The 14,128-nt window shown below is 55.3% G+C and carries 9 protein-coding genes and 1 tRNA gene; 3 read left to right on the top strand and 7 right to left on the bottom strand.

Annotated features, from left to right (window positions below; translation table 11 throughout):
- Nucleotides 1-17 precede the first annotated feature (17 nt).
- Both ribB and JAO32_RS06005 read right to left on the bottom strand, forming a co-directional pair.
- Nucleotides 18-1,175, bottom strand: coding sequence for a 3,4-dihydroxy-2-butanone-4-phosphate synthase (gene ribB, locus JAO32_RS06010; RefSeq protein ID WP_334238502.1), 1,158 nt, complete (start codon nt 1,173-1,175; stop codon nt 18-20).
- A 114-nt stretch (nt 1,176-1,289) separates the two neighbouring features.
- Entirely contained in the window at nt 1,290-1,517 is a 228-nt protein-coding gene (locus tag JAO32_RS06005; RefSeq protein WP_083344693.1) for a hypothetical protein, read from the bottom strand.
- 158 nt (nt 1,518-1,675) lie between these two features.
- Here JAO32_RS06005 and JAO32_RS06000 point away from each other — a divergent pair, with 158 nt between their 5' ends.
- From JAO32_RS06000 to JAO32_RS05990, 3 genes are all read left to right on the top strand, one after another.
- Entirely contained in the window at nt 1,676-3,091 is a 1,416-nt protein-coding gene (locus JAO32_RS06000) for a sulfatase-like hydrolase/transferase (RefSeq protein WP_334238496.1), read from the top strand.
- A 64-nt stretch (nt 3,092-3,155) separates the two neighbouring features.
- Nucleotides 3,156-3,242: transfer RNA gene (locus tag JAO32_RS05995), tRNA-Leu, on the top strand.
- Nucleotides 3,243-3,946: 704 nt separating this feature from the next.
- Nucleotides 3,947-5,233, top strand: coding sequence for a sensor domain-containing diguanylate cyclase (locus tag JAO32_RS05990; RefSeq protein ID WP_334238494.1), 1,287 nt, complete (start codon nt 3,947-3,949; stop codon nt 5,231-5,233).
- Nucleotides 5,234-5,274: 41 nt separating this feature from the next.
- On the opposite strand, the gene JAO32_RS05985 is transcribed toward JAO32_RS05990, so the two are convergent.
- The 5 genes from JAO32_RS05985 to JAO32_RS05965 form a co-directional block, all read right to left on the bottom strand.
- Complete coding sequence (locus JAO32_RS05985; protein ID WP_334238492.1) at nt 5,275-6,396, bottom strand: acetate/propionate family kinase; 1,122 nt, start codon at nt 6,394-6,396, stop codon at nt 5,275-5,277.
- 4 nt (nt 6,397-6,400) lie between these two features.
- Nucleotides 6,401-8,785, bottom strand: coding sequence for a phosphoketolase family protein (locus tag JAO32_RS05980; protein WP_334238489.1), 2,385 nt, complete (start codon nt 8,783-8,785; stop codon nt 6,401-6,403).
- A 189-nt stretch (nt 8,786-8,974) separates the two neighbouring features.
- Nucleotides 8,975-11,464 carry a glycoside hydrolase family 95 protein gene (locus tag JAO32_RS05975; RefSeq protein WP_334238487.1) on the bottom strand — a complete coding sequence of 830 codons (2,490 nt, stop codon included), beginning with the start codon at nt 11,462-11,464 and terminating at the stop codon, nt 8,975-8,977.
- A 22-nt stretch (nt 11,465-11,486) separates the two neighbouring features.
- A complete protein-coding gene (locus JAO32_RS05970) occupies nt 11,487-12,557 on the bottom strand; it encodes a LacI family DNA-binding transcriptional regulator (protein ID WP_334238485.1) in 1,071 nt (356 codons plus the stop codon).
- A 130-nt stretch (nt 12,558-12,687) separates the two neighbouring features.
- On the bottom strand, nt 12,688-14,067 hold the full coding sequence (locus JAO32_RS05965; protein ID WP_334238483.1) for an alpha/beta hydrolase family protein: 1,380 nt from the start codon (nt 14,065-14,067) through the stop codon (nt 12,688-12,690).
- Nucleotides 14,068-14,128: the final 61 nt, after the last annotated feature.

Genomic DNA, 14,128 nt, shown 5'->3' with positions numbered 1-14,128 from the left:
TTGCAGTGATGTGATGATCAGACAGCTTTTACGACTTCGCCCATGGGGATTTGCTCTGCAATCTCAACACCGAAGCCCTGCAATGCAGGAACGTGCGTCGGGCGCGACACAAGCAGCCGTAACCGATGAATTCCCAGGTCAGAGAGAATCTGACCACCAATGCCGGTATGCCGCAGCGTCTGCGTCTGGTCCTTGCCGCGTGTCACACCGTCACGATGCAGCACCATGCGAGGCGGCATGACGGTGCGGTCGATGCCGAAACCGCGGCTTGCGTTGTGGAGATAGACCAGAGCACCGCGTCCCTCTTCACCGATCCGGCGCAAAGCTGTTTCAATGCTCTGCCTGCACTCGCAACTGTCATGGCAAAAAATGCCCCCCGCCAGACAATGCGTATGCACCCGAACCAGAGGTGCTTCGGTACCGCCGGCAGCCGTCACATCGCCCATGACAAGGGCAAGATGGCTTTCGCCCTCTTCCACGTCGCTGGCATAGGCAATCGTGCGGAATTCTCCCCACGGCGTGCGCAATAGCGTCTCCGCCTCACGATGGATGTAGCGCTCATGCTGCAACCGGTAGCGAATCAGCTCCGCAACTGTCAGCATGGCCATATCGTGTTCACGGCAGAACGTAATCAGATCCGGCACCCGCGCCATGGTCCCGTCTTCGTTCATGATTTCGCAGATCACTCCCGCAGGAATCAATCCGGACATGCGTGCCAAATCCACCGACGCTTCCGTCTGCCCCGCTCGCACCAAAACACCGCCCTTGCGGGCGCGCAGCGGAAACACATGTCCCGGACGTGCGAGGTCTGCCGCCGTACTTCCTGGATTGACTGCCGTAAGGATCGTATGCGCACGGTCTGCCGCGGAAATGCCCGTCGTCACGCCTTCACGGGCTTCAATGCTCTCGGTAAACGCCGTGCCAAAGCGCGAGGTGTTCTCGCTGGCCATGGGCATCAGGCGCAGATAGTCTGCGCGCTCCTCGGTCAGCGTCAGGCAGATCAGTCCGCGGCCATACTTCGCCATGAAGTTGATCGCCTCGGGCGTAACGTGTTCCGCTGCAAGGGTCAGGTCGCCCTCGTTTTCGCGGTCTTCGTCATCTACGACAACGATCATCTTCCCTGCGGCAAATTGCCGCAGCGCTTCCGGAACATCGACAAACGGGCTCTCAGGCATACGCCTCCAGTGTAGTCTTCCCTTCTGTCGGATGCTGCACGGAAAGAAAGGCTTCGGAAAAAGCGAAGGGGCTTCGTCCGAAGACGAAGCCCCTTCCTCATGGATTTCAATTCTTTACAGGGTGGACTCGATTTCAAATCCCCACGCTTCCAACAGCGCCTCCGGGATGTACTTCGAGTTCTTGTTACGGCGGGCCCACTCACGCAACCGCGTGGACCGAACATACTGGTCCGGGGTCAGCTTGTATTCCTTCACGATCAGCTCAAACGATGTCACCGTCGGGACGACCGGCCCAATCGGCTCCGGCTTGCCCCAGTTCGGATTGCCACGACGCTTCGCCATGCACGCTCCCTCACGTCAATTCGTCGGCCACTGCTCAGCGCATTTCGCGAACCCGCAGCCAACACCTTAGTATACCTCGATTTTGGCCTGATTCCAAGTCAAAGCCCACTCTCGGCCACCGGCAAGCTAAGATGGCTACCGGGACAAGGAGTTGCCGATTGGATCGCCGGGATTTTCTTCGTAAAAGTGGAATTGCAGCAGCCGCACTAACCGCCAGCGGCGAGATGCCAGCCCAACAGGCGCCTCGCCGCCGACCGAACATAATCCTGTACCTTTCTGACCAGTTTCGCTGGGACTTTGTCGGTGCAAACGGGGCCAATAGCTCCACGCGGACGCCCAATCTGGATGCCATGGCACGCCGTGGAACCAATTTCACCCATGCCATCACCAATCAGCCGGTCTGCGCCCCATCTCGGTCGGTCCTATTCACCAGCCGTTACGCAACGGAAACAGGCGTGTGGCAAAACGGTCCCGGCATGCGGCAGGATCTCCCCACGCTCGCCGGCGAACTGCGTAAGGCAGGCTACACCGCAAACCTGATTGGGAAATGGCATCTGGCACCCGGCAACCCACAACAAGGTGGTCCCGGAGCCGTCGCACCAGCCTGGCGGGGTGGATTTGATGATCTGTGGGAGGGCGCGAATGCCTTGGAACACACCAGCCATCCCTACGAGGGCACTCTCTACGACCGCGATGGGAAGGAGATCACCTACAAGGACCGTTACCGCGTGGACTTTTTGACCGACCGGGCGGAACAGTTCCTTCGCCAGAAGCATGACAATCCGTTCTTCCTCTTCGTTTCGCAACTGGAACCACATCAGCAGAACGACCTGAATCGCATGGTTGGCCCCAAAGGCTCCGCAGAGCGTTTCATCAACGCCCATGTTCCTCCTGATCTGCGAGCGTTTCCCGGCGACTGGCATCAGCAATTGCCAGATTATTATGGCGCCTGCGAAAGCATCGACGCTTCTGTGGGACGCCTCCACAATGTGCTGAAGGAGACCGGGCAGGATGAAGACACGATCTTCATCTTCTTCTCAGACCACGGCTGCCACTTCATGACGCGCAATACGGAATACAAACGCTCCACGCACAACAGCAGTATCCGTGTGCCTATGATCATCGACGGCCCTGGCTTCAATACAGCGCAGCAGATTAGCCAGCTTGTCGGAATCATCGACATGGCGCCGACACTACTACAGGCTGCAGGTGTTCCGGTTCCCTCGTCATGGAAGGGTCATAGCTTCCTTCCGTTGCTGCAGGAGGGAGCCGCACGAGCCGCATGGCCAGATCAACAACTGGTACAGATCAGCGAATCCATGACCGCCCGCGCTCTTCGCACGCAGGACTGGACCTACTGCGTGGCAGACATCTCCGGCGCCAAGAATGCCGCAAGCCCGCAATACATGGAATGGCAGATGTACGACCAGCGCAATGATCCACACGAACTGGTGAACCTTGCCGGCCGCAAAGAGTATCGCGAAAAAGCCAAGGAGTTAAAGGCGCTCCTGGTGGAACACATGAAATACGCTGGCGAAAGCGCCGAGATAAAAGATGCAACGCTGTACCACTAATGCCATCACCGCACCTGGGTCCTTCCACACCGTAACAGCACGACGGACTCTACAATAGACATAAGCCCGGATGGTGAAATCGGCAGACACAGCGGACTTAAAATCCGCAGACCGCAAGGTCGTGGGGGTTCAAGTCCCCCTCCGGGCACCACGATCAACCATGTATTCTTCGTTGCCCCGAGACGACGGCGGCACGCCTCAGATCCCTTAACTGCTGGTGTGATTGTTGGCCGTGATGTAGGCGGAGCCTATCAATCACCCAGCTGAACTGTTCCATTCGTTCAGCGTCTTGGGCCCTTGGTAACTATCAGGATCAAGCCCCAGGCTTCACACTTAACTTGCAACACAGACCTGGGAGAAGGCGGCTCTGCAAGAGTCGCCATTTTTTTCTTTCCCCCCGTCCCTCCGTCGCGTACTCTTAGGTTATCGAGCGTCGGTACCGTAGCCATAGACTGTGCGACACGCAGCGGGCGCGGAAGCCAGCGACGAGGGATGGCTCATCAGGTCTGCGTTAATAAAAAGAGTCTTCATCCCTCGTCATCCTCGTACCTCTCATTCCCACCACGTCATGCCCATGTTCCGGTCATATAACCGGCGATCCGATAGGCGGGCCATCGCCGTGTAGAAGACACGACTGGCAGCTACAGTGGCAACATGGCCACGAACGAAGTCATCTCTGGCATTGACGAAGAGATCGTCAACTTTAATGGCTCGTTCCCTTCTATCCGGCTATTCCGATCCAACTCCTTCTGCAAATGGAGGCGAAGGATGCAGCGATGGTCTATGGACTTCGTAGCTTGGTTTATCAGGCTCAGTCTATGAGACACTCACTGCGTCCAAATGGGAGGCCAGCAGATGACATCAGTCAGCATTTCCGATCCTGCGGATGAACTGGCTCGTCTACGCGAGCTTGTGGCCCTTAACTCGGATTGGATCTGGGAGGTCGATGCGGAAGGACGTTATGTCTACTCCTCTCCCGTGGGCACAGAAATTCTGGGATATTCCACGGAAGAAATACTTGGCAAAACTCCTTTGGAGTTCATGCTGCCGGAAGAAGTCGAAAATGTTGGAGCGGTTTTTGCCGCAAAGGTAGCGCGTCGAGAGCGGTTTTCTGGATTGATCAATCGGAACCGCCGCCAGGACGGTGCGGTCATCATCCTGGAAACCAGCGGTGTCCCCATATACAACAGGAACGGTGAGTTTGCCGGTTACCGCGGCATTGATCGCGACGTCACTACATTGTGGTCGCGACAGTATCAACTGCAGGCTGTTTATGATTCCGCTCCAGTCGCGTTGTTCGTCGCGGACCGCGAGCTTCGGTTTGTGATCGCGAATGATGTGATGGCATCGCTATGCGGCGTTTCGAGTAAAGAACTAATCGGGCGCAAGGTTGCAGATTTTCTTCCTCCGGCACAGGACGGCAATGGACGAGATGCCTTCGCGATCCTGGATGCAGGCGGAAATGTTCCCAACCGCGACATCGCGTGGGATGGGATGCAGTACGAAATAATCGTGAAGCCTTTGCGGGATATCTCCGGCACGATTACCGGACTGACAATTGCAGTCGTTGACATTACAGAACGTGTCCACGCAAAACGTGCGTTACAGGAAGCGAAGCAGCGTCTGGAAACCTACGCAGGACAGGACTATCTAACCGGCCTTGCTAACAGACTGAGCTTCGACGAGCTACTGATACGTTCTGTGCGCGCCGCTCTCCGCGAACAGCAGATGATTTCTGTGATCATGGCAGACATCGATTTCTTCAAAACATACAACGATCGCTATGGCCATCAGGTCGGGGATGTTTGCCTGCGAGAGATCGCACACGTATTACGCGACACCGTGAAACGGCCCGAGGATGTAGTAGGACGCTATGGCGGCGAAGAGTTCATTGTTGTGCTGCCAAACACGGGGCTGGACGGGGCAAGAGTCGTTGCCGAGCAATTGCGAGAAGCTGTTGAGGCGATGAACAAGCTGCATGAGGATCATCCGCTGCAACGTGTCACGATGAGCTTCGGCGTTGCATCCATCGATCCCTGCTCGCCTTGTCCTGCGGGGACAAATCCTTGGGAAACGTTGGTGAAGCAAGCCGACGTGGCGCTCTATGAAGCCAAGTCCAGTGGCCGCAACTGCGTTCGTTAGGAACCTTAACTTCTTAGAAGGCTACGCCCAAGAATACAGACCTATCGCAGAATTGCGCGACAATGACGCGCGATCTGCAGCTCTTCCTGAGCTGGCACAATAACGATGCATTCCGATGTTAGTCCAACGAACTCCAGGCCATCACATATCGCGCTACGCACGTCATCACTGTGTTCGCCAATGCCTCCGGTGAAGACGAGCAGGTCAATACCTTTCATGAGTGCGGCATAGGCTCCAATCGTCTTGCGGACGCTGGTACAGAACGCGTCGATAGCAAGTGCTGCCGCAGCATCCCCTGTGGCGCGCCGCTGCAGCAGAGCGCGCATGTCGCTTTCGCCGTTGCTGTATCCTGCAAGACCGCTGCTCCGATTCACCAGTGTTTCCAATGCATCTGCATCTAAAGTTTCTTTGCGCATGAGGTACAGCAAAACTCCGGGGTCCAGATCGCCCGTACGTGTTCCCATCACCACTCCGCCGGTTGGTGTAAGCCCCATGCTTGTATCCAACGATTTGCCGCGAAAGACCGCAGTCACGCTGCTGCCATTTCCAAGATGCGCCATCACCGTGCGCTCAGGAAGGCTGCTTCCAAGATGACGCACGATGGATTCGTAGGAAAGCCCATGAAATCCGTATCGCATCACACCCTCATCAAAGTAATGCGAGGGTAAAGGCAAGCATGCTGCCACAGGTGGCATGGTGCGATGGAACGCTGTATCGAAACACGCGATATGAGTTGCGTTGGAAAAGGTCTCCTGTGATTGCCGCACAAGTTGCAGAGCCCCTGGAATGTGTAGTGGAGCGAAATGGACCGCCGCATCCAGTGTTTGCAATAGCTGCGACGTGATGCGTTGATGTTCACGCAGATGTGGGCCGCCGTGAACGATACGATGGCCAACGGCGATGGGCGCCTCGTGCAGATAATCCCACAATGATGCTGCTATCGTTTGCAGCGCCTCCGGTTGCGACTCATGAACGGCTTCACGATGCAGCAGAGTTGTTCCATCAGTGGACTGTATGTGCAGCGTGCCATCACTGCGACCGATTCCCTGCGCGCTACCAGACAACAGCAGTTCCTCATCGTTTCCGGAGTTGGCAAAGACTCCAAACTTCAACGATGAAGAACCGCTATTCAGTGTAAGGATGGCGTTATGCGACGCGTTCATCGCATTAACCCGGCCATGTCCAATTGCGAATCTCTTCGCGGTCAATGCCTTCTTTATAGGCGTAGTTCAGGTGTTCAATAATTTCATTTTTAAGCCAGTCTTTCAGGTGAGCCGCAGTGTCCCGGAAGCGCGGCACTCGATCAATCACGTCAATCGAAAGATTGAACCGGTCAATCTGATTGATGATGGCCAGTTCCAGCGGCGTGTTGATATTGCCCTTCTCCTTGTAACCGCGGACGTGAATATTCTCATGATTGGTGCGACGATACGCGAGTTTATGAATGAGTGATGCGTAACTATGAAACGCAAAGATGACCGGTTTGTTCTTTGTAAATAAGGAGTCGAAGTCGCGGTCGGACAAGCCATGTGGATGTTCCGTGCTGGGCATAAGGCGGAACAAATCGACCACGTTTACAAAACGTAGCTTCAGGTCTGGAAGCTTTTCTTTCAGAATGGCCGCGGCGGCAAGCGCCTCCATGGTGGGCACATCACCGGCACACGCCAGCACCACGTCCGGCTCCTGCCCATTGTCTGTGCTTGCCCAATCCCAAATGCCAATACCCTTCGTGCAATGCTTTACCGCATCGTCCATGGAGAGATACGTGAGATGCGGCTGCTTATCGGCAACGATAACGTTGAAATAATCTACCGATTTCAGACAATGGTTCGCCACGCTCAACAGGCAGTTCGCATCTGGTGGCATGTAGATGCGTACTACGTCAGCACTCTTGTTGGTCACAATATCCAGGAAACCCGGATCTTGATGAGTAAAGCCATTGTGATCCTGCCGCCATACCAGCGATGTAATCAACAGGTTGATGGAGGAGATCGGAGCACGCCAACTAAGCTCGTTCTTCGCTTTCTCCAACCACTTTGCATGTTGATTGAACATAGAGTCGATGACGTGAACGAATGCTTCGTAAGTGGAGAAGAACCCATGTCGTCCGGTCAGTACGTATCCCTCAAACCAGCCTTCCAGCGTATGCTCACTGAGCATTTCCATCACGCGCCCGTCGAGCGCGATCTCAGTACCATCAGTGTCTTCCGGCTTATACTCTGCCACCCATGTTTTCTCAGAAGCAGCATAGATACCGTCGAGTTTGTTGGAAGCAGTTTCGTCTGGCCCAAAGACACGGAAGGTCTTCATGTTCTGCTTCATCACGTCGCGCAGAAATATTGCCAGCGTGGCTGTAGGTGAAATGTACTCTGCACCCGGCTTTTTCACTTCCACCGAGTACGCGTGGAAGTCCGGAAGATTCAGAGGCTGACGAAGCACGCCACCGTTGGCATGCGGATTTGCGCTGATGCGGCGAGTTCCTTCCGGTGCTGTGGCGCGTAGTTCAGGACGCAGTCGACCTGTTTCATCAAACAGCTCTTCGGGCTTGTAACTGCGAAGCCAGTCTTCTACCTGGGCGAGGCTCTTCGGATTGATAACGGGGTCAAGAATAGGTACCTGATGGGCGCGCCAGAAGTCCTCCACCTTGTGGCCGTTGACTTCCTTCGGGCCGGTCCATCCCTTTGGGGAACGCAGCACGATCATGGGCCAGCGAGGACGTTCAAATGTTCCGGAAGAACGCGCTGCATCCTGAATCGCGCGAATCTCCAGAACACACTTCTCCAGTGTTGCTGCCATCTCCTGATGCATCACCTGAGGATCGGAACCTTCGACAAAGTAAGGCTTATATCCCAGACCAAGGAATAGCCATTCCAACTCTTCATGCGGAATACGAGCAAGGATCGTGGGATTCGCAATCTTATATCCGTTGAGATGAAGTACCGGAAGCACCGCACCATCACGAATCGGATTGAGGAACTTGTTTGAATGCCATGATGTTGCCAGCGGCCCTGTCTCTGCTTCGCCATCGCCGACGACACACGTAACGATCAGTTCGGGATTATCAAACGCCGCGCCATAGGCATGCGACAGGCTGTATCCCAGTTCTCCACCCTCATGAATCGACCCCGGTGTCTCTGGCGTGCAATGACTGCCGATGCCTCCCGGAAAAGAAAACTGACAGAAGAATCGCTTCATGCCCGCATCATCGAGCGTGCGATCTGGATATATTTCCGAGTAATGACCTTCCAGATAGCTGTTGGCCAGGGTTGCAGGCGCGCCATGCCCAGGGCCAGAAACGAACAGCACATCCAGGTCATATTTGCGAATCAAACGATTCAGATGGACCCATACGAACGATTGTCCGGGATCAGAACCCCAGTGACCCAGCAACCTATTCTTAATATGCTCTGGCTTGAGTGGTTCACGCAGTAATGGATTATCACGCAGATAAATCATGCCTGCGGAAAGATAGTTACAGGCCAGCCAATAGGCATGAAGCTTGCTCAGTTCATCCTGTTCAAGGGGACTGCTGCTGGGGGTGGTACCGGACATTCGAAACTCCTTCACAGAAAAGGGCTCGTTTACGAAGGGCGGAATTCTTTACCGCCAGAACCAGACACGGATCAGCCGATCCGTTGCTAACAGCATACGTTCCCTTCTGCGATTGCGCAGCAAACGATATGCGAACGACAAGTTCCTTGGATGCAAAGAGTGAAGCCCCTTGCGGGGCTTCTTTTGCATTTATTGAATTTTCACTTCGTATGTTCGATTTCTCTTCACTGGAAGCACGCCAGATGTCACAGCAACTTTTTTCCCTTGGCTAATAACCTCCGCAACAGAGGTACCTGTCGGTAATAACAGGTGCAGACTTGTATCGCCATCTGCATGAATGCTCATCGCAGTGATCTTGCCATTGCTCCAACGCATGTCCACGCTGGCACCGCCGCGTACGCGCAATCCTGTAACCGCACCGGAGTTCCATTGTTGGGGCAGCGCAGGAAGCAGTTCTAACTCCGCTCCATCTTCTGTCCAACGCGATTGCAGAATCGCTTCGAGCATTCCGTTGGCCGCTCCTAGATTGCCGTCAATCTGAAAGACTCCCGGTGGATGTGTATCCATCAGATTTGGAAATGTTGACTGCCGGAATAACACCTGCAGACTCTCGTATGCCTTTTCGCCTTCATGTAGATGGTCCCAATAGTTAACAACCCATGCGCGCGACCATCCAGTTTGTCCGCCGCCGTTCGCAAGTCGACGCTCGAGTGTGACGCGTGCTGCTTTCGCAAGCTCTGGTGTATGCGTCAGTGAAATCTGTGTTCCTGGAAACAACGCCCACAGGTGCGAGATGTGGCGATGGCCCGGAGCATCTTCCGTGTAATCCAGGGGCCATTCCTGCAACTGTCCCAGCTTGCCCACCCGGAACGGCAGCAACTTTGCTCGTGCGTCTTCTACCTGTTTCAGGAAGGCAGGATCTTCGTGCAGCACTCGTCCACTATCCAGCGTGCGTGTGAATAGTTCCCGGACAATTTCCATGTCCATAGTCGGCCCCATGGTCAGCGAATGCGACTTCCCATCGGCCAGCTTGTATTTGTTCTCTGGCGACAGCGATGGTCCTGTGACCAGATGCCCTGAGCCATCATCGGTCAGGTAATCCAGGTAGAACTGCGAAGCATCATGCAGGATGGGCCATGCACGTTGTTTCAGAAAGGCATTGTCCAATGTGAAGGCGTAGTGCTCCCACGCATGCAGTGCCAGCCATGCACCACCCATCGGCCAGATACCGTACTGATATCCATCAATCGGTTCGGCATCGCCCCACAGATCAGTGTTGTGATGGATCACAAACCCGCGCGCGCCGTAGTATTTCTGTGCTACCTGCATACCGCTGCCGCTGGATGGAGTCCGCACCATGTCAATGAGATTGATCAACGGCAGGGTTGTGTCCGAGAGACCAGCCGGTTCAGCCAACCAGTAATTCATCTCAGTGTTCACGTTGATGGTGTACTTCGAGCCCCATGGATTGTTGACACCTGCAGCCCAAAGTCCTTGCAAATTCGCAGGAAGACCGTCTGGACGTGACGAACTGATGAGCAGATAGCGTCCGAACTGGAAGTAAAGCTGCTGCAATCCAAGGTCGTCCGCACCGGCGCTGACACGCTTCACACGCTCATCCGTTGCTAACGCTGAAAGAGCCGCATCTCCCGAACCCAACTGCAACGACATGCGCCGATAGACCGGCTGATACACCGCCTCCTGGGCCCCGAACATTGCAAGGAAGGTCAGGCCGTTTGCCTTGCGGAATGCCTGCTGGCACTGCTCTTCCGGATCACCACCTGCAAACGGACCACCTTTGAAGTCCGTTGCTGCTGCAATCAACACAGTCACCGTGTTCGCGTCGGACACGACGATCTCTTTACCATCGGCTTTCACTGAGCCGCCAGCAGCGACGAATTTGGTTTCACCAGCGAAGTGAATCTGCCCTTCGTGAGTAGTACCTTCACGCAATACCAGCGTGTCGTTGCCCTGCGTACGAACGGCAAAGTCCGAAGGACGATCCATGCTTGCGCGGAAACTGATTGCTCCCTTTTTGTCAGCAGACATTCGCATGACAATGAGTTGGTCCGGAATGGATGCGAAGACTTCGCGCACATAATGCACGCCATTCATCGTGTAGGTCACGCGGACGATACCTGTCTGAAGATCAAGCTCACGCCGATAGCCTGTGACTGTCTGCGCGTTCGTGGCACGCAAATACAGATCGCCCAGGGTGCTGTAGCCCGGCATTTTGATTGGCACGCCGAGCATGCCTTCCTGTGCAATCTTCTCTGCGGCTGTGATCTTTGCGCCGTCTGTGCCCTTTGAATCCAGCAGCAGCTTGCGCGCCTCAAGAAACGATTCATGCCCCTTGGGGTTTAAGCGATCTGCGCGACTTCCCTGCCACACGCTGGTTTCGTTCAGCTGCAAGTGCTCGTCTGCAGCCGAAGTCTGGCTGCCATCCATCAGCGCTGCATTTTCCTTCGCGTCCTGCAGATCGCCATTGTTCGCGCCGGTGTTTGCACCGCCGAACACCATAGCGCCAAGCCGTCCGTTGCCAATAGCCAAAGCGTGATCCCATATAGGAGCAGGCTGGCGATACCACAACACGTTTTCGCTCGATGCGGCAGAGTGTGTCTGCGCGGGAAGGCATAGGCCTCCCATTAGCAGGAATGGAAGGACAAGGATGCGGCGCATAACGTTCCTCTGTGGTGCGGGGCTATTCTTTCGCGGGCGGTGCCGTCGATTCACGTAATACGATGTTTGCCGACAGCGTTGGTTCGTTTACATGCTCTTCCCCATCGACATAGCGGAAGAGCATATCCAGAACGCTGTGAGCCAGTTCGTTGCGCGGCGTCGCCACTGTAGTCAAAGGTGGATGCAGGAAGCGGCACAGGTACGTGTCATCGAATCCCACGACGGAAACGTCATTGGGAATCGTCAACCCTGCAGCCTGCAATGCACGGAATGCGCCCAGCGCCACAAGATCATTAATAGCTACCACTGCGGTAAAGCGGTAGTGCTTCAACGCACGCTCGACGGCGCTCAAACCTGCTGCAGCTGGCTCGCCTGGTTCGTCGATGATGTGAACATCCATGTCCGCGGCGTTGTACTGATGCAGAGCCTCTTCAAAGCCAATCTGACGCTCCATATGCGAGAACATCGGCGGCGCGGCAGAATCGCGCTGCGAATTCTTGATCAACAGAATGCGCCTGTGCCCAAGCTCCAGCAGATGCTTCACCGCCACGTACATACCGTGGCGCTTGTCCACGCGTACGGTGCCGATAGTCGGTGCGGAATGATTGTTGTCCAAATAGACCGCAGGCGTACCGCTGGCCTTGAGCTGGAAGAAGGCCTCAGGATCGTTCTCAGAGGTCATCATGGCAATGCCAGCCACACGGAGCGACAACATCTGGCGAACGGCCACGCCCTGCTGCTCCATGTTGAAGTTCGTGGAGGTAAGGAATGTCTCATAGCCATGCTTGCGCGCTTCAATGTCGAGGGCACGCGCAATCTCAGCAAAGAATGGATTCAACAGATCCGACACGATAATGCCGATCAGCTTGGTGCGGCGGCGCGCCAGGTTGCTGGCGAACATATTTGGCGTATAGCCAAGCTGCGCAATCACGTCCAGTACCCGCTGCCGAGTCTCCGGACGGATATTGTCCTTTTCGTTCAGCACGCCAGAAACGGTGCTGAGCGATACCTGCGCCAGCCGTGCGACATCCTGAATTTTGATTCGGCCGGAGCGGCTCTTCTTACGTGCATCCGGTTTTCGGGTGACGGACAAGTTTAAATCTCCTGAGAAGGCAAAGCAGATGACACGGTTAAACCAAGAATTGCGTTGTAAAACTTATACATTCTTCAGCCCCCAAAGGGATTGCAGACTCGCATAAAAGTAACCTTTACGGGCATCTGCATCACTGCGCCTTTCCTTCTTCCAAGGCGCGGGCTCTTTCAGCCCAGGCGTCATAGATCAGCACATTTTTCTCCCGCTCCCACTCGTCATCTGGCAGCACCATCAGGTCTTTGCGAGAAATTGCCGGAAAGCCCTGTCCCACCGCATCCAAGCCGCCTTCGCGATCTTCGCGGAAGTACGTGGGCGAAATGTCGACGTTATTGGCCTTAATCCATGTGGAGATATGGGTTGTACCGGCCGCCCGGATGGCTCTTTCATCCCACAGAGCAAAGTGAAGCTGCTGGTTCAGCCACAGCATTCCATCCAGATCCACCCAGCTTGTGCGGTGGCTGATCCCCGGATACATGATGTTCGTGAACATATTGCGATCATTACCGTTGAGCGCGATCGCTCGCGCACGCACGGCATCAAACCACGGCTGCGGATGATCTGCCATCTTCATCACGGTATCGCTTTCGCCGTTCATCACATACAACGGTCCACGCGCCGCATTCAGCGCATACAGAATGGCTCCGCGATCTCCCAGCACGCCCAGCGACAGATACGGCGGTGTCTGACAAGGCAGCTTGTTGCTGTCGTAATACTCGTGGGGGCCATCGTAAACTCCGCCTCCGCTCAGCACAATCGCATGGATGCGAGGGTCAATGGCTCCAGTAATGCCGGCGATCAAGGAGCCCAGGGAGTATCCCACCATGCCAATGCGCTGCGAATCCACCTCTGGAAGTGAGCGGAGATAGCTGACTCCCTGCATCGCATCCACCTGCATCAATCCTGCAAGGCGTTGCCCCCAATGCGGCAGGTCGACGACACGATCATGCTCTGCCGGTGACTGGCGGCTGGCCTTGTGCGCATTGCGTTCGCCTTCGCCAATCTGGTCGTAGGTCACCGCAACTGCGCCAGCCTTGGCAAACAGAATGCCGCTGTAAAAGTCGTACCAGCCAAATTTGTCATTACCATGCCCGTTCACCACAACGATGCCGGGCAGCTTGCCCTTCCAATGCGTCGTCTTGGGATCAGGCCGATACACAATGGCAGGTACACGCATGCCATTGGCCGTGGAATAGGTCACACGGTCTGCAAGCACGCCGGGCGTAGGAGAAAACGTCGACCAAACTTTGGCCCGCAGCACAGGAAGTTTGTCCGGAACAAAAAGCTGTTTGCGGATTTCAGCACGCCACGCCTCATCGCGCTTCTTAATCTGTGCCGCGGAAAGGTCCTTGCCCGGTGCGACAAAAATCCCGCTGTTATAGGGTGCCTGCACCGAGAAGAACTGATCCGGACGAGGCACGCCGCCGCCACCCGCGGCAACCTGTCCATGCAGGCTTGTGAATGCGGAAGCGGCAATCAATACGGCAACGGAGAGGCAAGATGAAATTCGCATAGAAAGTAAGAAGACAAGACCACCGACCATATTAATCGGTGGTCTTGTCTCTATGGGGTTA

Origin of the sequence: Terriglobus sp. ADX1 (assembly GCF_036877645.1) — a bacterium.
Taxonomy (GTDB): Bacteria; Acidobacteriota; Terriglobia; order Terriglobales; family Acidobacteriaceae; genus Terriglobus.
This window is presented reverse-complemented; position numbering and strand designations above follow the sequence as displayed.